This window comes from Acutalibacter sp. LFL-21, from assembly GCF_025630755.1.
Lineage (GTDB): Bacteria > Bacillota > Clostridia > Oscillospirales > Acutalibacteraceae > Acutalibacter > Acutalibacter stercoravium.
Genome location: NZ_JAOTNT010000007.1, coordinates 155,403 through 179,151, shown reverse-complemented (window position 1 = coordinate 179,151; position 23,749 = coordinate 155,403). Strand labels below are relative to the sequence as shown.

The 23,749-nt window shown below is 57.7% G+C and carries 25 protein-coding genes and 1 other RNA gene; 22 read left to right on the top strand and 4 right to left on the bottom strand.

The window, feature by feature from the left end; all coding sequences use genetic code 11:
- The coding region (locus tag ODJ80_RS10455; protein WP_263042021.1) for a hypothetical protein at window positions 1-186 on the top strand (186 nt) is incomplete at its 5' end.
- Here ODJ80_RS10455 and ODJ80_RS10450 read toward each other — a convergent pair.
- A complete protein-coding gene (locus ODJ80_RS10450) occupies window positions 176-1,342 on the bottom strand; it encodes a phosphoglycerate dehydrogenase (protein WP_263042020.1) in 1,167 nt (388 codons plus the stop codon). The two genes, ODJ80_RS10455 and ODJ80_RS10450, sit on opposite strands and share 11 nt — an antisense overlap.
- Window positions 1,343-1,359: 17 nt before the next feature.
- The gene (serC, locus tag ODJ80_RS10445; protein ID WP_263042019.1) at window positions 1,360-2,445 is read right to left on the bottom strand and encodes a 3-phosphoserine/phosphohydroxythreonine transaminase; all 1,086 of its coding nucleotides are present in this window, start codon (window positions 2,443-2,445) and stop codon (window positions 1,360-1,362) included.
- A gap of 460 nt (window positions 2,446-2,905) precedes the next feature.
- On the opposite strand from serC, the gene ODJ80_RS10440 reads away from it, so the two are divergent.
- The 20 genes from ODJ80_RS10440 (at window position 2,906) to ODJ80_RS10345 (ending at window position 21,207) form a co-directional block, all read left to right on the top strand.
- Window positions 2,906-3,256, top strand: coding sequence for a DRTGG domain-containing protein (locus tag ODJ80_RS10440; RefSeq protein WP_263042018.1), 351 nt, complete (start codon window positions 2,906-2,908; stop codon window positions 3,254-3,256).
- Window positions 3,253-3,693, top strand: a complete 441-nt coding sequence (locus ODJ80_RS10435; RefSeq protein ID WP_178862910.1) for an ATP-binding protein — start codon at window positions 3,253-3,255, stop codon at window positions 3,691-3,693. The genes ODJ80_RS10440 and ODJ80_RS10435 overlap by 4 nt, the downstream gene beginning before the upstream one ends.
- A gap of 43 nt (window positions 3,694-3,736) precedes the next feature.
- On the top strand, window positions 3,737-5,068 hold the full coding sequence (locus ODJ80_RS10430; protein WP_263042017.1) for a [Fe-Fe] hydrogenase large subunit C-terminal domain-containing protein: 1,332 nt from the start codon (window positions 3,737-3,739) through the stop codon (window positions 5,066-5,068).
- Entirely contained in the window at window positions 5,065-5,397 is a 333-nt protein-coding gene (locus ODJ80_RS10425) for a DRTGG domain-containing protein (protein ID WP_178862906.1), read from the top strand. The genes ODJ80_RS10430 and ODJ80_RS10425 overlap by 4 nt, the downstream gene beginning before the upstream one ends.
- The gene (locus ODJ80_RS10420) at window positions 5,394-6,113 is read left to right on the top strand and encodes a PHP domain-containing protein (RefSeq protein WP_263042016.1); all 720 of its coding nucleotides are present in this window, start codon (window positions 5,394-5,396) and stop codon (window positions 6,111-6,113) included. Before ODJ80_RS10425 ends, ODJ80_RS10420 begins: the two co-directional genes overlap by 4 nt.
- 207 nt (window positions 6,114-6,320) lie before the next feature.
- Window positions 6,321-6,818 carry an NADH-quinone oxidoreductase subunit NuoE family protein gene (locus ODJ80_RS10415; protein WP_178862902.1) on the top strand — a complete coding sequence of 166 codons (498 nt, stop codon included), beginning with the start codon at window positions 6,321-6,323 and terminating at the stop codon, window positions 6,816-6,818.
- A 6-nt stretch (window positions 6,819-6,824) separates the two neighbouring features.
- Complete coding sequence (locus ODJ80_RS10410; protein WP_178862900.1) at window positions 6,825-7,412, top strand: ATP-binding protein; 588 nt, start codon at window positions 6,825-6,827, stop codon at window positions 7,410-7,412.
- Window positions 7,413-7,460: 48 nt separating this feature from the next.
- The gene (locus ODJ80_RS10405; RefSeq protein ID WP_178862898.1) at window positions 7,461-7,841 is read left to right on the top strand and encodes a (2Fe-2S) ferredoxin domain-containing protein; all 381 of its coding nucleotides are present in this window, start codon (window positions 7,461-7,463) and stop codon (window positions 7,839-7,841) included.
- A gap of 15 nt (window positions 7,842-7,856) precedes the next feature.
- Complete coding sequence (gene nuoF / locus ODJ80_RS10400; RefSeq protein ID WP_263042015.1) at window positions 7,857-9,647, top strand: NADH-quinone oxidoreductase subunit NuoF; 1,791 nt, start codon at window positions 7,857-7,859, stop codon at window positions 9,645-9,647.
- A 17-nt stretch (window positions 9,648-9,664) separates the two neighbouring features.
- Entirely contained in the window at window positions 9,665-11,401 is a 1,737-nt protein-coding gene (locus ODJ80_RS10395) for an NADH-dependent [FeFe] hydrogenase, group A6 (RefSeq protein ID WP_263042014.1), read from the top strand.
- Between the two features lie 152 nt (window positions 11,402-11,553).
- The gene (locus tag ODJ80_RS10390) at window positions 11,554-12,327 is read left to right on the top strand and encodes a YdcF family protein (protein ID WP_263042013.1); all 774 of its coding nucleotides are present in this window, start codon (window positions 11,554-11,556) and stop codon (window positions 12,325-12,327) included.
- 16 nt (window positions 12,328-12,343) lie between these two features.
- Window positions 12,344-13,609 (top strand): dihydroorotase, encoded by a 1,266-nt coding sequence (locus tag ODJ80_RS10385; RefSeq protein ID WP_263042012.1) that lies wholly within the window; start codon window positions 12,344-12,346, stop codon window positions 13,607-13,609.
- A gap of 55 nt (window positions 13,610-13,664) precedes the next feature.
- The gene (pyrF, locus tag ODJ80_RS10380) at window positions 13,665-14,600 is read left to right on the top strand and encodes an orotidine-5'-phosphate decarboxylase (RefSeq protein ID WP_263042011.1); all 936 of its coding nucleotides are present in this window, start codon (window positions 13,665-13,667) and stop codon (window positions 14,598-14,600) included.
- A gap of 15 nt (window positions 14,601-14,615) precedes the next feature.
- Entirely contained in the window at window positions 14,616-15,374 is a 759-nt protein-coding gene (locus tag ODJ80_RS10375) for a dihydroorotate dehydrogenase electron transfer subunit (RefSeq protein ID WP_263042010.1), read from the top strand.
- A 13-nt stretch (window positions 15,375-15,387) separates the two neighbouring features.
- On the top strand, window positions 15,388-16,299 hold the full coding sequence (locus ODJ80_RS10370) for a dihydroorotate dehydrogenase (protein ID WP_263042009.1): 912 nt from the start codon (window positions 15,388-15,390) through the stop codon (window positions 16,297-16,299).
- Window positions 16,293-16,955 (top strand): histidine phosphatase family protein, encoded by a 663-nt coding sequence (locus tag ODJ80_RS10365; protein WP_263042008.1) that lies wholly within the window; start codon window positions 16,293-16,295, stop codon window positions 16,953-16,955. Before ODJ80_RS10370 ends, ODJ80_RS10365 begins: the two co-directional genes overlap by 7 nt.
- The gene (gene ruvX, locus ODJ80_RS10360; RefSeq protein ID WP_178862874.1) at window positions 16,952-17,380 is read left to right on the top strand and encodes a Holliday junction resolvase RuvX; all 429 of its coding nucleotides are present in this window, start codon (window positions 16,952-16,954) and stop codon (window positions 17,378-17,380) included. Before ODJ80_RS10365 ends, ruvX begins: the two co-directional genes overlap by 4 nt.
- A gap of 105 nt (window positions 17,381-17,485) precedes the next feature.
- Window positions 17,486-18,358: a DegV family protein gene (locus ODJ80_RS10355; RefSeq protein WP_263042007.1), complete on the top strand. Its 873-nt coding sequence runs from the start codon at window positions 17,486-17,488 to the stop codon at window positions 18,356-18,358.
- Window positions 18,359-18,720: 362 nt separating this feature from the next.
- Window positions 18,721-20,055: a magnesium transporter gene (gene mgtE / locus ODJ80_RS10350; protein WP_263042006.1), complete on the top strand. Its 1,335-nt coding sequence runs from the start codon at window positions 18,721-18,723 to the stop codon at window positions 20,053-20,055.
- Window positions 20,056-20,160: 105 nt separating this feature from the next.
- Window positions 20,161-21,207 carry a Gfo/Idh/MocA family protein gene (locus ODJ80_RS10345; protein ID WP_178862871.1) on the top strand — a complete coding sequence of 349 codons (1,047 nt, stop codon included), beginning with the start codon at window positions 20,161-20,163 and terminating at the stop codon, window positions 21,205-21,207.
- 109 nt (window positions 21,208-21,316) lie between these two features.
- On the opposite strand, the gene ssrS is transcribed toward ODJ80_RS10345, so the two are convergent.
- A non-coding RNA gene (gene ssrS / locus ODJ80_RS10340) (6S RNA) lies at window positions 21,317-21,521 on the bottom strand.
- Between the two features lie 62 nt (window positions 21,522-21,583).
- The gene (locus ODJ80_RS10335) at window positions 21,584-21,883 is read right to left on the bottom strand and encodes a DUF1292 domain-containing protein (RefSeq protein ID WP_178862870.1); all 300 of its coding nucleotides are present in this window, start codon (window positions 21,881-21,883) and stop codon (window positions 21,584-21,586) included.
- A gap of 1,215 nt (window positions 21,884-23,098) precedes the next feature.
- On the opposite strand from ODJ80_RS10335, the gene ODJ80_RS10330 reads away from it, so the two are divergent.
- Window positions 23,099-23,665, top strand: coding sequence for a hypothetical protein (locus tag ODJ80_RS10330; protein WP_263042005.1), 567 nt, complete (start codon window positions 23,099-23,101; stop codon window positions 23,663-23,665).
- Window positions 23,666-23,749: the final 84 nt, after the last annotated feature.

Below are 23,749 nucleotides of genomic sequence, written 5' to 3'. Positions count from 1 at the left end.
GCTCTCGATTTTCTGCGTTCTTTACCAGCATTTTTATCACCCTACACCATTATACCGCATTTTCTCTCTCAATACGAGAAAAAAGGCCACCAAAAGGTGACCTTTTTCGACAGGCTGAAGGGCCCTCCCGTTTATAGGGAGAGCCCTTGCTGCTTTCGTATCCTTGTAAACAATTTTATTGAATGACCCGCACCTTCACAATGGGCTCCAAAGCGCGCAGGGCGTCCACGGCGGCAGGGGAAAGATCTCCGGATACATCCAAAATGGTGTAGGCGTATTCCCCTTTGGACTTGCTTTGCATGTTTTCAATGTTGATGCCCGCTTCCCCACAGGTAGAGGCGAACAGGGCAATGGTATTGGGCACGTTTTTGTGGATGATGCAGATGCGCTTTGTGCCGGCTTCCCGTGCCATAGAGATAGAGGGAAGGTTTACCGAGTTGAGGATGTTGCCGTTCTCCAAATAGTCCTTAATCTGGTCCACGGCCATCACGGCGCAGTTGTCCTCGCTTTCCGGAGTGGAGGCGCCCAAGTGGGGAAGGGCCACAATGCCCTCTGTCCCCAGCATGCTGTCTGTGGGGAAGTCCGTGGCGTAGGCCGCCACCTTTCCTTTCTCCAGGGCTTCCAGCAGGGCGGGGGAATCCACCAAGGCCCCTCGCGCGAAGTTTAGAATACGCACCCCATCCTTCATTTTCTGAATGGAGTCCCCATTCACCATGCCCTTGGTGTCCTTGGTTTGGGGCAGATGCAGGGTGATGTAATCACACTTGGCATAAATTTCATCCAAAGAGAGGGAGCGGTGCACCGCGCTGGACAGATGCCAGGCGTGCTCCACCGAGAGATAGGGGTCATAGCCATAGACTTCCATGCCCAGCTGGCTGGCGGCGTTGGCTACCAGGATGCCAATGGCTCCCAGGCCCACCACGCCCAGGGCCTTGCCCTGGATTTCCGGCCCGGCGAACTGGCTCTTGCCCTTTTCAATCAGCTTTTCCACCTGGTCCCCTTGGCCTTTCAAGGTTTTTACCCAGTCCATGGCCGGGGCAATCCTCCGGGAGGTGAGCAGCAGGGCGCAGAGCACCAGTTCCTTCACCGCGTTGGCGTTGGCACCCGGGGTGTTGAACACCACAATGCCCTTTTCCAGGCATTTGTCTACAGGGATGTTGTTCACACCGGCCCCCGCCCGGGCGATGGCCAGCAGGTTCTCGCCCAGCTCCATGTCGTGCATGGCGGCGGAACGCACCAAGATGCCGTCGGGATTCTCAACCTCCGGGGAAAAGGTGTAGGCCTCTCCCAGGCGTTTGGTGCCCACCGGGCTGATCTTGTTCAGGCATAATATCTTATACATGGGGGTTAGCTCCTTCCTCACTTGTTCTCCAGTTCAAATTTCTTCATAAACTCTACCAGCTTTGCAACGCCCTCTTCCGGCATGGCGTTGTAGATGGAGGCCCGCATGCCGCCTACGCTGCGGTGGCCCTTCAAGTTGACAAAGCCCGCGTCCGTGCTCTCTTTAACGAACTTGGCGTCCAGGTCCTTGTCGCCGGTGACAAAGGTCACGTTCATAATGGAGCGGTCCGCCTTGTCGGCGCAGCCCTTAAACAGGGAAGAGCTATCCAGAAAATCATAGAGAAGCTGGGCTTTGCGCACATTGCGCTCCTCCATTTTTTCCAGCCCGCCGATGTCGTTTTTGATCCATTCCAACACCAGCTTGCAGATGTAAATGGGCCAGCAGGGGGGCGTGTTATACATGGAGTCGTTCTCCGCCATAGTCTTGTAGTTGAACATGGTGGGGGTGCACTCCATGGGCTCACCCAGCAGGTCTTCCCGCACAATCACAATGGTCAGGCCGGCAGGAGCCACGTTTTTCTGGGCGCCGGCATACAGCAGGCCAAACTTGCTCACATCAATGGGCTTGGAGAGAATGCAGGAGGAAATATCCGCCACCAGGGGCACGCTGCCGGTGTCAGGCAGCTGGTGCCACACCGTGCCGTAGATGGTGTTGTTCATGCAGATGTGGAAGTAATCCGCGTCAGGCCGGAACTCCTTGGGGTCCAGCGCTGGAATGTGGGAGAAATTGTCCTCTTTGGAAGAGGCTACCGCTTTCACGTCCCCATAGCGGGCCGCTTCTTTATAGGCCTTGGTAGAGAACTGGCCGGAAAGCACATAATCCGCTTTGCCAGATTTCACCATCAGGTTCATGGGTACTGCCGCAAACTGGGAGGAGGCCCCGCCCTGCAGAAACAGTACCTTGTAGTTCTCAGGAATGCCCATCACTTCCCGCCAAAGGGCCTGGGCTTCCTGGTAGACATCCATAAACACCTTCGAGCGGTGGGACATCTCCATCACAGACTGCCCGCTGCCCTGATAATCCATCATTTCTGCGGCAGCCTTCTGCAGCACGGCCTCCGGCAGCATGGAAGGGCCTGCGGAGAAATTGTATACGCGAGACATACGCTTTACCTCCTCTGAATGTCCTGGGCGTTTTACCCATGTAAATTGATAAAATATTTTCCCTATTATAACGGCTCTTTTCGGCAAATGCAAGGAAAAAAGTGATTTTTTTACAAAATCTTTTGTTTTGTCCGTCAGTGGAAAAATATTTTTGACAATGTCTCTGTGTCAGAGACATTGTCCCTGTGGACGGTACCCTTAAGAAACGCTGCTGTACCCTCCCACAGGTGGTTTCTTGGTTGAACTGCTGGATAGCTGGGGGGATTCGCAGACCCTTTTAAAGAAATCGAGGAGATTTCAACGAAAATGTTTGTGTTTAAGAGGGAATTATGGTATAATGATTTACAACGCAATCCGCGCAGCGGGGGTGGGGTGGAGTCCTTCCCCCCTCATATGTATGAGGCAGGGGTGTCCCCCAGCCCGCCTTTTGGGAAAAGGATGACGCACAGGAGGAAATTTTATGAAGGTAAAGGACATTGTGGAGATCCTGAAGTGCCAGGTGCTCAACGAGGCCAACATGGAGGAGGAGGTCAAAACCGCCTGCGGCAGCGACATGATGAGCGATGTGCTGGCTTTTGTAAAAGACCAGTCCGTGCTGCTTACCGGCCTGATGAACCCCCAGGTGGTGCGCACGGCCGAAATGATGGACATGCACTGCATCGTGTTCGTCCGGGGAAAGAAAATCGACCCCAATGTGGTGGCCCTGGCCCGGCAGAAAGAGATCACCGTGCTGGCATCCCCTTACAGGATGTTTACGGCCTGCGGGCTGCTGTATTCCAATGGGCTGCGGGGAGGTTGTGAAATTCAATGAGCATGCTGCATTTGACCTATCAGGTGCCTGGGGACGATTTCACCCGGGCGGGAGAGGCCTCTGGAGACGTGAAGCACAAGCTGAAGAAGCTTGGCTACGAGCCGGACGCGGTGCGCCGTGTGTCCATTGCCATGTATGAAGGGGAAATTAACATGGTCATCCACGCCAACGGGGGAGAGGCCGTTGTGGACATCGACCCAGACCGGGTGGACATTGTCCTGAAGGATACGGGCCCCGGCATTGCGGATGTGGAGCAGGCCATGCAGGCCGGCTGGTCCACCGCCCCGGACAATGTTCGGGCCCTGGGATTTGGTGCCGGTATGGGCCTGCCCAATATGAAAAAGTATTCCGATGAGATGAAAATAGACTCCGTTGTGGGAGAGGGCACTACGGTGACCATGACGGTGTTCCCGGGAAGAAAAGAGGAAGGAAGATAACGGGCGCCCTCTCCGCGTTTTCTTCTTAGGGAGGTACGCAACCGTGGCTGAATTCTACCATTCCGTCACACTGAACGAGGAAAAGTGTGTTGGCTGCACCAACTGCATCAAGCGCTGTCCCACCGAGGCCATCCGGGTCCGGGGGGGCAAAGCGGTCATCGCGAGCGAGCGCTGTATCGACTGCGGCGAGTGCATCCGCATCTGTCCCCACCACGCCAAGCGGGCCCGGCACGGGCACCTTTCCCAGCTCAGTGACTTTACTTATACCATCGCCCTGCCCGCGCCGTCCCTGTACGGGCAGTTCAACAATTTAGACGATATCGACTATGTGCTCACCGGCTTGAAGGAATTGGGCTTCGATGACGTGTTCGAGGTCTCCCGGGCTGCCGAGCTGGTCAGTGAGGCCACCCGAAAGCTGATGGATGCCGGCGCCTTGAAGCGGCCGGTCATCAGCTCTGCCTGTCCCGCTGTGGTGCGGTTGATCCGGGTGCGGTTTCCTGACTTGTGCGACCATGTGCTGCCCCTGAAATCCCCCATGGAGACGGCGGCGGCCCTGGCCAAACGGGAGGCCGTGAAGAAAACCGGCCTGCCGGAAGAGCAGATCGGCTGCTTCTTTCTCACCCCCTGCCCCGCCAAGGTGACGGACATCGAGATGCCCCTGGGCATAGAGAAGTCCCAGGTGGATGGCGCCATCGCCATCAGCGAGGTGTTCCCGGTCCTCTCCCACAAGATGGACCATTTGGAGAAAGTGGAACCACTGGCCAACTCCGGCATCATCGGGGTAGGCTGGTCCACCAGTGGGGGAGAGGCAGCCGCCCTTCTCAACGAAAAATATTTGGCTGCTGACGGCATTGAGAACGTCATCCGGGTCTTAGAGGAGATTGAGGACGAGCGCATTGGCGATCTGGACTTTATCGAGCTCAATGCCTGTTCCGGCGGCTGCGTGGGCGGGGTGCTTTGCGTGGAGAACCCCTATGTGGCCAAAGCCCGCATTCAGCGGCTGCGGAAATATCTTCCGGTCTCGCAGAACCACCTAAAGGGCGGGCCTGTGCCGGATCTGATGGAATGGCAAGAGGCCTTGGAGTTCTCCGATGTGCTCACCCTCTCCAACGACCTGAAAGAAGCCATGCAGATGATGGTGAAGATCGACCAGATCGAGCAGGAATTTCCCGGCCTGGATTGCGGCGCCTGCGGCGCGCCCACCTGCCGGGCGTTTGCTGAGGATGTTGTGCGGGGCATGTGCAAGGAGACCGAGTGCATCTTTGTCTACCGCAAGAGGATGAAGAATCTTGCCAGCACCCTTTCGGAACTGGAGGAGAGCATGGGACGCTTTCCCCGGGAGGAGCCTGGCCCCACAGAGGAGGAATCGAAATGACCGCGAAGGAAATCGCCGCCGCCTGCGGCTGGAACCTGCTGGCCGGCGGGGAGGGCGAGGACAACCAAGCCGATGGCTGCTACGTAGGGGACCTGCTCAGCTGGGTGATGGCAAGGGCCCAGTCGGGCAATGTATGGATTACCGTCATGGGGAATGTGAACGCCATTGCGGTGGCAACCCTGACGGATGTGTGCTGCATTGTCCTGACGGAAAATGCGGCCCTGGACGCTGACGCGGCCAAAAAAGCGGAGATGCAGGGCATCCCCGTATACGGCTGTGCCGCCAACAGTTATGAGACGGCCATCCAGGTCCACCAGTTGCTGCAATGAAAGAGTATCATTACGATTTTCACATCCACTCGTGCCTTTCTCCCTGCGGCGACAGCGACATGACTCCCAACAATCTGGTGCAGATGGCACTGCTTTCCGGCTGTGATATCATAGCCTTGACGGACCACAATACCTGCCGCAACGCCCCCGCCGCCATGGAGGCGGGGGAGAGCGCCGGGCTGCTGGTCATTCCCGGCATGGAGCTGTGCACGTCCGAGGAAGCCCATGTGGTGTGCCTTTTCGAGACGCTGGAAGGTGCCCTGGCTTTCGACCGCTATGTGTATGAAAACATGCCCCACGTGAAGAACCGGCCGGAGATTTTTGGGCAGCAGCCCATTCTCAATGGGGAGGATGAACAGGTGGGAGAGGAGGAGAACCTGCTGCTTGTCTCCTCCTTCATCGGGGTGGACCAGGTGGTTTCCCTGACGGGGGAATATGGCGGGGTTGCTTTCCCGGCCCATGTGAACCGGGACTCCTACAGCGTCATCGCCTCCTTGGGAGCTATCCCCCCGGAGGCCGGGTTTACCGCTGCGGAAGTGACCCGGGACTGCGGCCTGGAAGCGTTTCAGGCCCTCCATCCGGAGCTTGCGGGCCTTTCAATTTTCCGCAGCTCAGACGCCCATTATCTGGAAAGCTTGGCGGGTGACCCGTGGAGCATTTCTCTGCCAGAGCGTTCCGCTTCAGCGGTGCTGAACGCGGTACGCGGCTTTTATTGAAACCCAGGATATTGATATTCTGGTAATTATTTATGGAATGGGGAGATGTTTTCGACAATTATTTGTCAATGCAACAGCCTTAATTCTAAAATAGAATTATAATGCCCACCGGTTTTGCTATAGTTTATTCGATGCTTTTCCGGCGGGCCTTTGTGTCCCGCCACAGGGCAACCATTAAAATCCTACAATATATTGGGAGGAAAAACCATGCAAAAGCGTATCAGTAATTTGCCGTTTCATGATACTCCCGAGCAGGCGCAAAAGCTCGATGCGGTCATCGAAAGCCTGAAGGACCAGCCCGGCGCTGTAATGCCCGCGCTGCATCAGGCCCAGGACATCTATGGCTATCTGCCCATTGAGGTCCAAGAAAAGATCGCCAAGGGCTTGGGCGTCTCTCTGGAAGAGGTCTACGGCGTTTCCACCTTCTATTCCCAATTTGCCCTCACCCCCAAGGGCCGCAACCATATTTCGGTGTGCTTGGGCACAGCCTGCTATGTCAAAGGCGCCGACAAGGTGCTGGAGCGCATTACAGAAAAGCTGGGAATCCAGCCGGAAGAATGTACAGAGGATGGGGCCTTTTCCCTCACAGCCTGCCGGTGCATCGGCGCCTGCGGCCTGGCCCCTGTTATGACAGTGAACGATGAGGTGTACGGCCGCCTGGTCCCAGAGGATGTGGACAGCATTCTGGCCCAGTATATGGCGTAAACAGCCATGCGTGAGCTTTCTCTCAATGTGATGGACATTGCCCAGAATTCCATCTCTGCGGGGGCCTCTCTCATCACCCTTACGGTGGAGGAGGATCGCCTGGCAGATACGCTCTCCATCTCGGTGGAGGACAACGGGAAGGGCATGTCCCCTGAGACGGTTCAAAAGGTCATCGACCCCTTTTACACCACCCGCACTACCCGCAGCGTGGGATTGGGGGTTCCCCTCTTTAAAATGGAGGCGGAGATGACCGGAGGCAGCTTCCAAATTGATTCAACGCTGGGGAAGGGCACTGTCCTTACGGCGGTGTTTAAGCCTTCCAGTGTGGACATGATCCCGCTGGGGGATATCAACGGCACCGTGCAGCTGCTGATTTCCTGCAACCCCGGCTTGGACTTTATCTTCCACCGCACCCTTCGGGATGAAAAGGGGGAGCGGCGGGAGTTCACCTTGGAAACCACCGAGCTTCGCCAGGTTCTGGGGGAGGATGTTCCCCTGGATACCCCCGACGTGGTCCTGTGGATCAAGGACTACCTGAGCGAGCAGACCGCAGAGCTTTTAGAGCCCGGCTCCACCCAGGCAGAAGAGACCTGAGATTGAAAATCAACTCCTTTATTTTACCGGAAAGGAATGGTCAGTAGCATGAAATCGTTAGCGGAACTCAAGGCAATTCGCGATAAGACCCGGGCTTCCGTCACTCTGCGCGAAAACGCGGAGGCTGGCACCCGCGTGATGGTGGGCATGGCTACCTGCGGCATTGCTGCAGGCGCCCGTCCCGTGCTTAACGCCTTTGTGGAGGAGGTGGCCAAGCGCGGCCTGCAGGACGTGATGGTCACCCAGACCGGCTGCATTGGCATCTGCCAGTATGAGCCTGTTGTAGAGGTAGTCACCCCCGGCCAGGAAAAGGTGACCTATGTGAAGATGACCCCCGAAAAGGCCGTCCGAGTTGTGAACGACCACCTTGTGAACGGCAATGTGGTATCGGAATACACCATTGGAGCCAATGCCATCGGAGCCAAATAATAAGGAGGGAAAGGAATGTTTCGTTCAAACGTGCTGGTCTGCGGAGGTACGGGCTGTACTTCCTCCAACAGCGAGCAAATCATTGAAAAGCTGCAGGAAGAGATCAAGGCCCAGGGCCTTGAGAAGGAAGTGAATGTCATCCGCACCGGCTGCTTTGGCCTGTGTGCCTTGGGCCCCATCATGGTGGTCTATCCGGAAGGCGCTTTTTACAGCCGTGTCACCGTAGAGGATGTGCCGGAGATCGTCTCCGAGCATCTGCTCAAGGGCCGTATTGTCAAGCGCCTGCTGTACCAGGAGACGGTGGTGGATGACAACACCACCAAGTCCCTGAATGAGACCACGTTCTATGCCAAGCAGATGCGCATTGCCCTGCGCAACTGCGGCGTCATTAATCCTGAGAATATCGACGAGTACATCGCCCAGGACGGCTACGCCGCTCTCGGCAAGGTCCTCACAGAGATGACCCCCCAGGAGGTCATTGACCTGGTGCTGGCTTCCGGCCTGCGGGGCCGCGGCGGCGCCGGTTTCCCCACCGGGCGCAAGTGGCAGTTTGCCCGCAATAACGACGCCCCCCAGAAGTATGCCTGCTGCAATGCCGACGAGGGCGACCCCGGCGCATTCATGGACCGCTCCGTGCTGGAGGGGGATCCCCACAGCGTGCTGGAGGCCATGGCCATTGCCGGTTACGCCATTGGCGCCAACCAGGGCTACATCTACATCCGTGCCGAGTATCCCATTGCCGTCAAGCGCCTGCAGATCGCCATTGAGCAGGCCCGTGAGTACGGCCTGCTGGGCAAGAACATCTTTGACTCCGGCTTTGATTTTGACATCGACATCCGCCTGGGCGCCGGCGCGTTCGTCTGCGGCGAGGAGACCGCTCTGATGACCTCTATCGAGGGCAAGCGCGGCGAGCCCCGTGTCCGGCCTCCCTTCCCGGCGGTGAAGGGCCTGTTCGGCGTGCCCACGGTGCTCAACAACGTGGAGACCTACGCCAATATTCCCCAGATCATCCTGAAGGGCGCGGAGTGGTTCCGCTCCATCGGCACCGAGCGTTCCCCCGGTACCAAGGTCTTTGCCCTGGGCGGCAAGATCACCAACACCGGCCTGGTGGAAGTCCCCATGGGTACCACCCTGCGGGAGGTTGTGGAGGAGATCGGCGGCGGTGTGCCCGGCGGCCATACCTTTAAGGCTGCCCAGACCGGCGGCCCCTCCGGTGGCTGCATCCCCGCCAAACTCATTGACACCCCCATCGACTATGACAACCTGATCGCCATTGGCTCCATGATGGGTTCCGGCGGCCTGATTGTCATGGACGAGACCACCTGTATGGTGGATATCGCCAAGTTCTTCCTGGAGTTCACCGTGGACGAGTCCTGCGGCAAATGTACGCCCTGCCGCGTGGGCACCAAGCGCCTGCTGGAGATCCTGAACAAGATCACCTCTGGCAACGGCACCCTGGAGGACATCGACAAGATGGAGGAGCTGTGCTACTACATCAAGGAAAACTCCCTGTGCGGCTTGGGCCAGACTGCGCCTAACCCCGTGCTTTCCACACTCAAGTATTACCGCGACGAGTATGAGGCCCATGTGGTGGAGCACCGCTGCCCTGCCGGCGCCTGCAAAGCCCTGACCAATTACTCCATTGTGGCCGACAAGTGTAAGGGCTGTACTCTGTGCGCCCGCAACTGCCCCGTGGGCGCCATCAGCGGCTCCGTCAAGCAGCCCCATGTCATTGACACCACCAAGTGCATCAAGTGCGGCGTCTGCATGGAGAAGTGCAAATTCGGCGCTGTGGTGAGAAAATAAGGAAGGAGTGTGCGAACATGGATCAGGTCAATATTAAGATCAACGGCGTTTCCTATGAAGTGCCGGCGGATGCCACCATTCTGGAAGCCGCCCGCTACGCCGGTATTGATATTCCCACCCTGTGCTATCTGAAGGATATCAACCAGATTGGCGCCTGCCGCATGTGCATGGTGGAGGTGAAGGGGGCCCGCTCTCTGGTGGCGGCCTGCGTCTATCCTGTCAACGAAGGGATGGAGGTTTTCACCAATTCTCCCAAGGTCCAGGAATCCCGCCGGATGACCCTGGAGCTGTTGCTGTCCGTCCACGATAAGAAATGTCTGTCCTGTGAGCGCAGCGGTAACTGCGAGTTCCAGAAGCTGTGCAACGACATGGGCATCGAGGAGGAGAACCGCTTTGAGGGCGCTGTGCCCGCCGGCAAGAAGGATTTCTCCACCCAGTATCTGGAGCGCAACAACGCCAAGTGCGTGCTCTGCCGCCGCTGTGTTGCCGCCTGCCAGAACCAGCATGTGTCCGTCATTGGCGCCAACAACCGCGGCTTTGATACCGAGATTGGCTGCGCCTTTGAAAAGCCCCTGGGCGATGTGGCCTGTGTGGCCTGCGGCCAGTGCATTGTCAGCTGCCCCACCGGCGCTTTGACCGAGAAGGACAACACCCAGGAGGTTATCGACGCCATCAACGATCCCAGCAAAATTGTCATCGTTCAGACTGCCCCTGCTGTGCGGGCTGCCTTGGGCGAGGAGTTCGGCCTGCCCATCGGCACCAACGTGGAGGGCAAGATGGTGGCCGCTCTGCGCCGCCTGGGCTTTGACAAGGTCTTCGACACCGACTTCGGCGCCGATATGACCATTATGGAAGAGGCCAGCGAGTTCATCCACCGTGTGAAGAACGGCGGTGTTCTCCCCATGATCACCTCCTGCTCCCCCGGCTGGGTCAAGTTCTGCGAGCACTATTATCCCGACCTGGTGGACAACCTTTCCACCTGCAAGTCCCCCCAGAACATGACCGGCGCCCTCGTCAAGACCTGGTATGCTCAGAAGGAGGGCATTGATCCCCGGGACATTGTCTCCGTGTCTGTCATGCCCTGCACCGCCAAGAAATTTGAGATCCGGCGGGATGACGAGAATGCCGCTGGCCTGCCCGATGTGGATATCTCTATCACCACCCGCGAGCTGGCCCGCCTGATCAAGAAGGCCCAGCTGAACTTCGACCGCCTGCCCGAGGAGAAGTTCGATGACGCCATGGGTGTTTCCACTGGCGCGGCTGTCATCTTCGGCGCCACCGGCGGCGTGATGGAGGCTGCCCTGCGCACGGCTGCGGACCTGCTCACCGGCGAAAGCCAGGATTCCATCGAGTACACGGAAATCCGCGGTACCGAAGGGTTTAAAGAGGCCGTTTACAATGTGGCCGGCATGGATGTGAAGGTGGCCGTGGTCAGCGGACTGTCCAACGCGGACAAGCTGCTGCAAAAGGTCCGTGCTGGCGAGGCCGACTATCAGTTCATCGAGGTTATGTGCTGCCCCGGCGGCTGTGTCAACGGCGGCGGCCAGCCCATTCAGAGCTCCAACAACCACAGCTTCTACGATATCAAGAAGCTCCGCGCCCAGGCCCTGTACGACCAGGATAAGAACATGCCTCTGCGCAAGAGCCACTTGAACCCCGTGCTGCAGAAATGCTACGAGGAGTTCCTGGGCGAGCCCGGAAGCCACAAGGCCCACGAGATCCTCCACACCTCCTACGTCAAGCGCGGCTATTGATGCAATACTGATACGCCCTTCTGGAAAGGCGCACTGGGAAATTTCCCGGTGCGCCTTTTTGTGTTGCGCCGTCCCCGGTGTCTGGTGTATAATAGTCAGCACAAAGGAGTTTGAAAAAGGGAAGAGAAAAAGAAGAACGAAAGGGAATGAATATGAAGCAACGGATGGTTTTCGCCCTGCGCGTCCTGGGGTGTGTTCTCTGTGGGGCGGGCATGGTGTTCTTTCTGCTGCCCTTGCTGCGGCACGGCTTCGCTCTAGGATCTGTTTTTGGGGAGTGCGTCTGTCTGCTGGGGCTGCTGCTCCTGCTGTTTTTCGGAAGGCTGTCGAAAAAGGGCGGCTGGAAGCAAGCGGCTGTCCGGCTGGTGGCTGCCTTTTACTGCCTGGGCCTGGCCTGGGCAGGGTATCTCACCTGCCTGATGTTTTCCGCCACGCTGAATCCCCCGCCAGAGGGCACCAATGTGATTGTGCTGGGGGCCCAGGTCTACGGCCCAGAGAGCATGGGCATCAGCCTGACCAACCGGGTAAACCGGGCCTGTGCCTATTTAGAGGAAAACCCAGAGGCCTTGTGCATCGTCACAGGCGGCCAGGGAGGGGACGAACCCTGCCCAGAAGCCCTCACCCAGAAAAATGTTCTGGAGAGCATGGGCATCGACGGAAGCCGCATCTTTATGGAGGACCAGTCTCACAACACCCGTGAGAACCTGAAATTTGCAATGGAAATTGCGCAGGAGCAGGAAATGGGGGAAGAGGTGGCCATCGTCACCCAGGGCTTCCACATGTACCGGGCCACCCAGCTGGCCAAGGCCGCCGGCTTCACCCCTTACAGCTTGGTGGCAGAGACGGACCCCCTGCTGTTCCCGGAATATTACGGAAGAGAATTGCTCTCCCTGACCAAATGGCAGGTGGAGCACCTGCTGCTGGATTAAAGAAAGGAGTACCGCTATGCGCACGCTGATTCAAAACGCTCGGGTCATCGACCCCTCCCAGGGGCTGGACCAGGTGATGGACCTGCTGCTGGAGGATGGCAAGATTGCCCAGCTGGGCAAAAGTCTGCCTGCCCAAAACGCCCAGGTGATCGACGGCACTGGCCTGGTGGCGGCGCCCGGCCTGGTGGATATGCACGTCCATCTCCGGGACCCGGGCCTCACCCACAAGGAGGACGTGTACTCCGGCTGCCGGGCGGCTGCTGCGGGGGGTGTCACCAGCCTGCTGGCCATGCCAAACACCAAGCCTGCCATGGATTCCCCTGAAACGGTCCGGGCGCTGCTGGAGCGCGCCCAAGCCGCCGATGCCGCCGTGTACACCGCCGCCTGCGTCACCAAGGACCTGCAGGGGGAGGAGCTGGCGGACCTAGCCGCTTTGAAGGAGGCGGGGGCCATCGCTCTCAGCGATGACGGCCGGCCGGTGGTGAATACCCGCCGCCTGCTGGAGGCATTGGAACAGGCCCCCTCTCTGGGGCTGACCGTCACCGCCCACTGCGAGGACTTGTGCCTAGCTGCCGGTGGCCTGATGCACGAAGGAGAGATCTCCCGCAAGCTGGGGGTGCCCGGCATCCCCGCCGCCGCCGAGGACTGCGGCACCGCCCGGGAAATCGCCGCGGCAGCTTCTATTGGCGCTCCCATCCACATCTGCCACGTGAGCACCAAGGGCTCGGTGGCCCTCATCCGGGACGCCAAGGCCCGGGGGGTAAAGGTCACTGCGGAGACCTGCCCCCACTACCTGCTGCTCACGGACAAGGCCCTGGAATCCCAAGACGCCGACTACCGCATGAACCCGCCCCTGCGCACAGAGGAGGACCGCCTGGCCCTCATCGAAGGTTTGCAAGACGGCACTTTGGACGCCATCGCCACGGACCACGCCCCCCACACGCCCCAGGAGAAGGCGGACTTCCTCAAGGCGCCCAACGGCTCCATCGGCATGGAGACGTCCTTGGCCGCCACCCTCACCGCCCTGGAAGGGGAGCTGACCCTTCTCCAGGTGATTGAGAAGATGAGCACCAACCCCGCCCGCATTTTGGGTATCCCCGCGGGGACCTTGCAGGTGGGCGCCAACGCCGACGTGGTCCTCTTCGACCCGGAGAAGAAGTGGGTGGTAGACCCGGAGAAGCTCCACGGCAAGAGCAAGAACACGCCGTTCAAAGGGATGGAGCTCAAGGGCAAGGTGGCTTTGACCATCTTCCGGGGCCGCATCGTCTACGACGGCCGCTGACATCGCAAAAACGGGGAGACCCCCGGGAAATATTCATAAGGGAGAGAATGATTTTATGTCCATGGATAAACTGATCGAGAAGATCGTGGAGAAACAGAACCCCACTGTGGCGGGCTTAGACCCCAAGCTCAGCTACATCCCGGAGCACATCCGCAGCGCAAGCTACGAGAAGTACGGCAAGACCCTGGAGGGTGCGGCGGACGCGCTGCTCCAGTTCAACAAGGGCCTCATCGACGCCCTGTGCGATGTGGTCCCCGCGGTTAAGCCCCAGGCCGCCTACTATGAGATGTACGGCTGGCAGGGTGTGAAGGTCCTCACAGAGACCATCGCCTACGCCAAGAGCAAGGGCATGTTCGTCATCACCGACGGCAAGCGCAACGACATCGGCGCCACCATGACTGCCTACGCCGCCGCCCACCTGGGCTCCACCACCGTGGAAGAGGAGACCTTCGAGCCCTTCGGCGCGGACGCCCTCACCGTCAACGGGTACCTGGGCACCGACGGTATCCAGCCCCTGCTGGAGGTGTGCGGTAAAGGGGACAAGGGCATCTTTGTGCTGGTAAAGACCTCCAACCCCTCCTCCGGCGAGCTCCAGGACAAGCCCCTGGCCGATGGCAACACCGTCTACCGGGCCATGGGCGCCATGTGCGAGGGCTGGGGGGAGAAGCTCCCCGGCCAGTACGGCTACTCCGGCGTGGGGGCTGTGGTGGGCGCCACCTATCCCGCCCAGCTGGAAGAGCTGCGGGCCGCCATGCCCCACACCTTCTTCCTGGTGCCCGGCTACGGCGCCCAGGGCGGCGCTGCCGACGATGTGGCTCCCGGCTTTGACAAGAACGGCCTGGGCGCTATCGTCAACTCCTCCCGGGGCATCATGTGCGCCTGGCAGAAAGAGGGCGTGGACGGCCAGGAGTACGCCGCCGCCGCCCGCCGGGAAGCCATCCGCATGCGGGACGAAATCGTGGGCCGCATCGGCCAGATCAAGCTGCCCTGAGGAAGGAGAAAGATCATGAAATACGATTCCAAGCCCTGCAAGCTGCTCTCTGTCCGGCAGCTCACCGGGGACGTGTTTGACTTTGTGCTGGAAGCCCCTGCCCTGGCGGCTGCGGCTCAGCCGGGCCAGTTCGCCCAGATTCTGGTGCCGGGCCACACCCTGCGCCGGCCCATCTCCATCTGCGGCATTGACAAAGCCGCCGGCACCCTGCGTTTCGTGTTCCAAATCCGGGGCCAGGGCACCGCGGAGCTGGCCCAGTTCCAGCCCGGCAGCACCATTGAAATTCTGGCTCCGCTGGGAAACGGTTTCCCCATCGACCCCGAGAAGCGCACCCTGCTGGTGGGCGGCGGCATCGGCGTGCCGCCCCTGTTGGGCGTGGCTGCCCAGCTGGGGGAGAAGGCCATCGCGGTGTTGGGCTTCCGCAATAAGGACGCCGTGATTTTGGAGGAGGACTTTCTGGCCGCTGGGGCAAAGACCCTCATTGCCACCGACGATGGCTCCTACGGCCACCACGGCCTGGTGACGGACCTGTGCCAGGACCAGGAGTTCGACTGCGTCATGGCCTGCGGCCCGGCCCCCATGCTGAAGGCGGTAACGGCCTTGGCGGAGCAGCGGGGCGTGCCCTGCTACGTCTCCTTGGAGGAGCGTATGGCCTGCGGCATCGGGGCCTGCCTGGGCTGCGCCGTGGCCCTCTTGAACGAGGACGGCGCCCAGTATTTTGGCCATGTGTGCAAAGACGGTCCGGTGTTCGAGTCCCACCGGGTGGCATGGTAAAGGAGGCAGAACAATGGCAGATTTGCGCGTAAACGTAGCTGGCGTGGAGTTTCAGAACCCCCTCATCGCCGCCTCGGGCACCTTTGGCTTTGGCCGCGAGTACAACGAATTCTATCCCCTGTCCGCTTTGGGGGGCATCTCCTGCAAGGGCATCACCATTAAGGAGCGGCCCGGCAATCCGCCGCCCCGTGTGACGGAAACCCCCGGCGGCATGCTCAACGCCGTGGGCCTGCAAAACCCCGGCGTGGATCACTTTATTGAACACGACCTGCCCTGGCTCTCCCAGCAGGGGACAAAGATCATCGCCAACGTGGCGGGCAACGCCCCCGAGGACTACTGCGCCACGGTGGAGAAGCTGAACGACACCTGTGTGGATATGATCGAGCTGAACATCTCCTGCCCCAACGTAAAGCAGGGCGGCGTCCAATTCGGCACCACCACAGAGGGCGTGTACGGCATCACTTCAGAAGTGCGCAAGCACTGCAAAAAGCCCTTGATGGTGAAGCTCTCCCCCAACGTGACGGACATCTCCGAGATGGCCGTGGCCGCGGAAAGTGCCGGTGCCGACGCCCTCTCCATGATTAACACCCTCACCGGCATGCGCATTGACATCCGCACCCGGCGGCCCATCATCCGCAACAACACCGGCGGCCTGTCCGGCCCGGCGGTGCTGCCCGTGGCCTTGCGGATGGTGTGGCAGGCCAGCCAAAAGGTGAAAATCCCCATCGTGGGCCTGGGCGGCATCTCCACCTGGCAGGACGCCGTGGAAATGCTCCTGGCGGGGGCCACTGCCCTGCAAATCGGCACAGTGCTGTTCACCGACCCCTACGCCCCCATCAAAATTGCCCAGGGACTTTCCCGCTATATGGACGAAAACGGCATCCAGGGCCTGTCTGAACTGACCGGAGGTGTAAAGCCTTGGTAACCACCCTGTACATCATCCGCCACTGCCAGTCGGCTGGAAACGCCGGCGGCCGGTTCCAGGGCCGGTTTGACGGGCCCGTCAACGAACAGGGGGAGAAGCAGCTGGAATTGCTGTCCCTGCGCTTTCGCAACGAGCATTTGGACGCCATCTATTCCAGCCCTCTTATCCGGGCCTACCGCACGGCGGAGGCGGTGAACAAATTCCACGGCCTGCCCATCTGCAAGGATGAGGGCCTACTGGAGATGGATGTAGGGGAAATCCAAAATAAGACCCTTTCCGAAATCGCGGAAGAGTATCCCCAGCTTGCCCACAACTGGGACCACGCCCCGGACTTGTGCGTGTTCCCCGGCGGGGAGACCATGGCCCAGGTCTATGAACGGGTGGGGGAGACCATCCAGCGCATTGTGGAGGAAAACCCTGGAAAGGTGGTAGCTGTGGTCACCCATGGGGGCTTTATAAAGAATCTCAATGCCCGCATCGTCTATGGTTCTGTTGAGGGGTTGCGGAAAAGCGCTGTTTTCGGCAACACCAGCGTGAGCATCCAGGAGGCGGAGGGCGGCGTTCTTCGCTGGAAGTCCGTCAACGACATGTCCCATCTGCCGGAAGAGCTGCAAAAGGCCCCCATGCAGTACACCTTCCACACGGAGGCGCTATGATTATCCTGGGCATCGATTTGGGCAAGGCCCGCACCGGCGTGGCCATTTGTGACAAAGGGGAGCTTTTGGCTTCCCCGCTGACCGTCGTGCAAGAGCATAACCGGGAGCGCCTGGTGGACCGCCTGACCGCGCTGGCTCAGGAGAACCGGGTGGAGCTTTTGGCGGTGGGCCTGCCCCGGAACATGGACGGCAGCGAGGGGGAGAGCGCCCAAAACGCCCGGGACATAGGCGCCCTGCTGGAGGCTGCCACCGGCCTGCCTGTGGAGTTTGTGGACGAGCGGGGCACCACCATCACGGCCCACGGCTATCTGAACGACACCAACACCCGGGGCAAGCGCCGCAAAGCCGTGGTGGACGCCGTGGCCGCGACGGTGATCTTGCAGAACTACCTGGACGCCCGCCGCCTGCGCCGCTCCCAGGAGTAATCCTGTAATAATCACAGAACTGGTTTACTTTCTTTTTGAAATCCAGTATACTTAACTTAATAAGAGTTGTATTGGATGCGCGAAACGCGCGGAGAGGAGACCAGTATGGGAAATTATCGCATCATCACAGATTCTACAGCGGACCTGACCCCAGAGCTTATTCAGGAACTGGATGTCCAGGTCATCCCGCTCTGCTATATGATGGGTGGAAGAGTGTATCACAACATTCCCGGCGGCGGAGAGATGACAGAACAGGCTTTCTATGCCAAGCTGCGGGCTGGCACAATGTCCACCACCACCCAGGTGAATTCCGAGGAGTTCCTCCATGTGTTTACCCCCTTGTTAGAGGGGGGAGAGGACGTGCTTTACATCGCCTTTTCCTCCGGTTTGAGTGGCACCTGTCAAAGCGCGGTTTTAGCCCGGAATGAACTGAAAAAGCGGTTCCCCAACCGCCGGTTGGAGGTTTTCGATTCTCGCTGCGCCTCTATGGGAGAGGGGCTGCTCGTTTGGCACGCGGCCAAGCTGCGCCAGCAGGGGAAAAGCTTAGAGGAGGTCCTGGCCTGGCTGAAGGAAAATGTGCTGCGGCTTTGCCACTGGTTCACGGTGGATGATTTGAACCATCTGAAACGGGGCGGCCGTGTTTCCACGGCCACTGCGCTGGTTGGCACCATGCTGGGCATTAAGCCTGTGCTCCATGTGGATGACGAGGGCCACCTGATCCCTGTTTCCAAGGTGCGGGGCCGCAGGCAGTCCCTGGACTCCCTGGTCAAGCACATGCAGGAGACTGCCATTGATCCGGCGGGGCAGATGGTGTTTATCAGCCATGGCGACTGCCTGGAGGACGCCCGCTATGTGGAAGAGCAGGTGCGCCAGCGCCTGGGCGTGCAGGAGGTGCGCGTGGGGTATATCGGGCCCGTAATCGGCGCCCACTCCGGGCCGGGGACAGTGGCTCTGTTCTTCTTGGGAAAAGAGAGGTAATTTCACAAAAAAAGCCTGCGGAGATTTAACATTCCGCAGGCTCCTTTTTTCTTGACAAATCCCCGGGAAGCGAGTAAAGTAATACTGGCGGTTTTCTGGTGGAAGACCGCCGGAGCTTTTGAAAAAAGAGGTGAGCAAGGTGATCGTTCCTCGAAGTAGCGGCGGCACAAGACCCGGGGGGGAAGGTGCGGCTGAAGATGTTTTAAATCCTGCTTTGGGCAGGTCCCCTTGCTGCCAGGTGTTTTTCTCATACAAGGCAGGTTTCTAAGGGGAAGGCGGCTCTGTACCGCGGTTTGCTGCGCTTTCGGTTTTGTGTTGTAACATTCCCTCCCATACAAATTTTGTGATGTGGAGGCGGGCCTATGCGCGAAGAGATCTTAGAGCTTTTGGAAGAGAAAAAATATCCTCAGATTGCCGCCCTGGTCAAGGACATCAACCCGGCCGATGCGGCGGCCTTGCTGGAGGATTTGCCGGAACAGAGCATGCCCATCCTGTTCCGTCTGCTGCCTAAGGAACTGGCAGCGGATGCCTTTGCCTATATGGATGGCGACGCCCAGGAGATTCTGGTGCGCGGTTTCAGCGACAAGGAGCTGGACGAGGTGATGGGCGAGATGTTCTTGGATGACACGGTGGATCTGATCGAGGAGATGCCCGCCAACGTGGTGAAGCGGATCCTTCGCCATGTGGATGAGGATACCCGCAAAATGATCAACCAGGTGCTCAATTATCCCAAGGACAGTGCTGGCAGCATTATGACCATGGAATACGTGGATCTGAAGCGCAGCATGACGGTGGAACAGGCCTTTGACCACATCCGCTCTACCGGCGTGGACAGCGAGACGGTGTACACCTGTTATGTTACAGACAGCCGCCGGAAGCTGGAGGGCATTGTCACGGTGCGTGAATTGCTTCTGGCCCCCAAGACAGAGCTGCTGCGGAACATCATGGAGACCAACGTGAAGTTCGTCAGCACCCATACGGACCAGGAGGAAGCTGCCCGCCTTTTGAGCAAGTATGACTTCTTGGCCCTGCCTGTGGTGGACGCGGAGGAGCGTCTGGTGGGCATCGTCACGGTAGATGATGCCATGGATGTTATTCAGGAAGAAGCCACAGAGGATATGGAACGGATGGCGGCCATCGCCCCCTCTGATAAGCCATATATGAAGGTTTCGATTTTTGAAAACTGGAAGAAGCGGGCGCCTTGGCTGTTGTTTTTGATGATCTCCGCCACTTTTACAGGGAGCATTATCACCCACTTTGAAACGGCGTTGGCGGCAAACCTGGTGCTTTCCAGCTTCATCCCCATGCTGATGAGTACGGGCGGCAATACGGGCAGCCAGGCGTCCACTACCATCATCCGCAGCCTTTCCCTGGGGGAGATCCGCTACCGTGATATTCCCCGGGTGCTGCTAAAGGAGTCCAGCACCGCTGTGTTGTGCGGCGCGACTTTGGCGGTCGCCAATTTTGCAAAGCTGATGCTCCTGGATCATGTGGGCATCCCCGTTGCACTGGTGGTTTGCCTGACCATCATGGCTGTTGCGGTGGTGGCGAATATGCTGGGAAGCCTGTTGCCGATGCTGGCCAAGCGCATTGGTTTGGATCCCACGGTGATGGCCAGCCCGTTAATCAGCACCATATTAGATGCTGTAAGCTTGATTATATTCTTTAATATTGCGGTGGCGGTGCTGGGTATTTAAAGGTTTTGGCCGCTGCCAAATAAGTTTTGCGTTGTATGACAAGGGCAGGCGGAAGCTTTTTCCCTGCCTTGTGCATAAATCTATTTCTTTTCGGAGGAATTTACAATGGGAAGAATCGTTAATGTTGCCGTAGTTGGCTACGGCGGAATGGGCGGCTGGCATACCCGCCGGCTGCAGGAAATCCCGGAAGTGCATCTGGCTGGTGTGTATGATATCCTGCCGGAGCGCAACCAGGCCGCAGAAGAAGTGGGAATTCATGCCTACAGCAGCTACGAGGAGCTGCTGGCTGACCCCAATGTGGATGTGGTTACGGTTGCCATTCCCAACGACGCCCACAAAGACGTGTGCATCCAGGCCATGGAGGCCGGCAAGCTGGTTATCAGTGAGAAGCCCGTTACCACTTCTTCTGCCATTTTGGAAGAGATGATCGCCGCTTCTGAGCGCACCGGCTCTGTGTTCACTGTGCATCAGAACCGCCGTTGGGATGAGGATTTCCGCGTGGCTGAGAAGATTGCCAAGTCCGGCGACTTGGGCCGCGTGTTCTCCATCCAGTCCCGGGTCCATGGCTCCCGCGGCATCCCCGGTGACTGGCGCAACACCAAGGAGCACGGCGGCGGAATGGTGCTGGACTGGGGCGTCCATCTGCTGGATCAGATGAACATGATGATGGGCAAGATGCCCAAGACCGTATATGCCACCCTCTCCAACGTGACCAATGAAGAGGTGGATGACGGCTTTACTGCCACCTTTACCTTCGACGAGGGGCTGGTCTTCACTGTGGAAGTGGGCACCAGCAACTTTATCAACCTGCCCCGTTGGTACATCCAGGGCCTGAACGGCACCGCCCAGATCGACGATTTCGCTGTCAACGGCAAGATCGTGGTGGCCACCAGCGACGAAAAGCACGACGCTGTGCCGATCATTACCGCTGCGGGTCTGACCAAGACCATGGCGCCCCGCACGGATGACACCATTAAGGAGATGCCCCTGCCCCGCATCGACTGCGATATCCACGACTACTATCGCAACATTGCTAAAGTGGTCAATGGGGAAGAGAAGCCCATTGTCACGCTGGATCAGCAGCGCGAGGTTATGCGCCTGATGGAGGCTATTTTCGAGTCCGCTGAAAAGAACGAGGTTGTCGCCTTCTAAAATGGAAGAAAAAAGGCCCGCGGTGGCAGAAAGCACCGCGGGCCTTTTTTGTAGAGAACGGCAGTATGGGAAAAGGCCGCAGGAAAAAATCCTGCGGCCTTTTTGGCAAAAAAATCCCGCCCGACCGTATCGCGCAACTCAATAACCTGCTACATAAAAGCAGGTGGGTGCCCCCCCTCCTGTTTCACGCTCCCTTCCTCCAGCAGCCGGCAAAAGCCGTGCCGGGAGGTCTGCAATCCACAGGCGGAGACAGGGCTCCCTTTCAATCGAGTGTAGGGTTATATGTGCGCAGTCCGCGAATCGGGCAGGAAATTGATTCTTCTATGCAGCGAGAGGGAAGAGCATCCCTTTCCAGCATACGCGGAAGAGGGGTGGATTATTCCTCTTCGCCGTCGAAATACGCCTCGTTAAAGCGCTCCTCAAAGATGCCGGCCAGCTTATCCAAAAGGGCGTCATCGTCCACCTCTTGCAGCTGTTCCTCGCCATCCTCTTCAATGACTTCAAAGATATAATATGTCTCCGCATCCGAAGCGATTTCATCCGGCTCCTGCTGCGTGGGGACCAGGGCCAAAAAATGGCCGTCATCATTTTCCAGCTCGTCAATAATCTCGAACTCGTGCTCCTGGCCTTCGTCATCCAACAGGGTGAGAAGGTCGGCTTCATACTCATGATCCATTTGCACACGCTCCTTTCTCCAGAAGTCATTGTACCGTAAAAAGCAGGTATAGTCAAGCAGAGATTTTTTACAAAGGGTCTGTTTCTTCACTTTTGGGCGGAAAACAGCCCTCCCAAGGGAGGAAGATAGGTTCAATAAAAAAATTCAAAATATTTGAAAAAATCTGTTGACAAAATGGCCGATGGGCGCTATAATATAGGCGTAGACAAGGAAAAGAGAAATCTACCAAATCTACATCAGGCAGCTTCGCTTAGACCGGAAGTAAGTGAAGGGAATGGAACAGCTTGTTTTCCAACAAAGGAATTTCTTCTTGAAGATTCTTAGATGACATCTAAAAAGAAGAGAGATGGAAAAGCTGATCAATTCTTTCAGGTTGAAAACGGTGAGGAGCATTGTGAAAAGGGATTGAGTCGTGAAATCCTAGTAAGGTAGGGAAAGCTTTCGTAATGTGAGTAGCTGCAAAGGCAGCGAAAGATGAAAAGCAGACGGCTCAAAAAGCGAAGCAGGCCAAAAATAATTTTGCAGAAAGGCGGGTGAGTCCCATGGGCCAAAACGAACCTCAGAACTTGGAGTCTGCGGACTCACATTTCGCAGACTAAATAGATTTAAAAATATAATAGAAGGAAGGTTCCTAATTCTGATCATTCCTCAGATGCTGGGAAACCAATCAGGCATGGATCTGTTTTAAGACCGTAACTTTTATGCTTAGTAAAGCGTGACCAACGCCATTTTGATGGCTGGTAGATAAATGAACGGTGACATTAAAACGGTACTGATATGCCGGAAAACTGGGTAAAGACCAATGTACTAGTTCATTATGCTGAATGATGAATTCCTGTAAAAGAGAGAAAATGTTTTTCTCCTGCACAGGAAACAGTATAAAGGGATACCAATGGAAGATGGTTCTCAAAGATGGATGGCAGACCGGTTTGATCAAGCGGCTTTGTGACGAGAAAGCAAAGAAGCGTAAATCGTTTGCAGGCTTTGGAACCAGTTCAAGTTGGAATTAATACCTACGTAAAATAAAAGGGGCTTTTGGGGTGTTTCTCAAAAGCCCTTTTTGTATGCCTGTTTCTGCCATTGTTTTTTGCCGCCAAAATCCCTTCTTTTTCCTCTTGTTCTCAAAAGCTGCGCGTGCTATAATAAAGTCCGAAAATAAGTTGCGTTCTTTATCAGCAGGCCATTCAAAACAAAAAGCAAGGGGCAGGTGTCTTCATGGGGAAAAAGTCTTGGGAACGTCTTTGTGAGGAAAGAGAGTTCAATGCCTTTTACCAGGCGCTGGCGCAGCAATCCGGTTTTGAACAGATTGGCCGGTTTTTGCAGCACGGGTCCACCACCCGGCTAATGCATTCTGTGGCGGTGGCTTACTACAGCTACCGGTTGGCTAAGATCACCCGCTTGTCTTTTCACTGGGAAGAAATGGTGCGGGGGGCTTTGCTTCACGATTACTTTCTTTACGACGCCCAGGACGGAGACCCCGCACACAAGTGGCATTGGACCCGTCACCCCGGGATTGCCGCAGAAAACGCGAAACGTGAAATGCCACTCACCGCGATTGAAGAGGACACAATCCGCTGCCACATGTTTCCTCTCACAGTAAAGCCCCCCAAATACAGGGAGGGCGTTGTGGTCTCCCTGGTGGATAAGGCTTGCTCGGTGTATGAATTTTTTTCCCGGCGGACGCCTTATGCCAAATTGCAGGAGGACGTTGTAGGCGCTTCCTCCGCGGCTGGACCTCAAATCATCGTTTTGCTGCCGGAAATGGCGGGGAAAAGGCTGTAGTTCCCTTGCATGATGCAGAAGCTCCCGTGTGGGGGCTTTTTTCTTGCCATTTCCCAGTTTTTCTGCTATACTAAACTGTTGTGA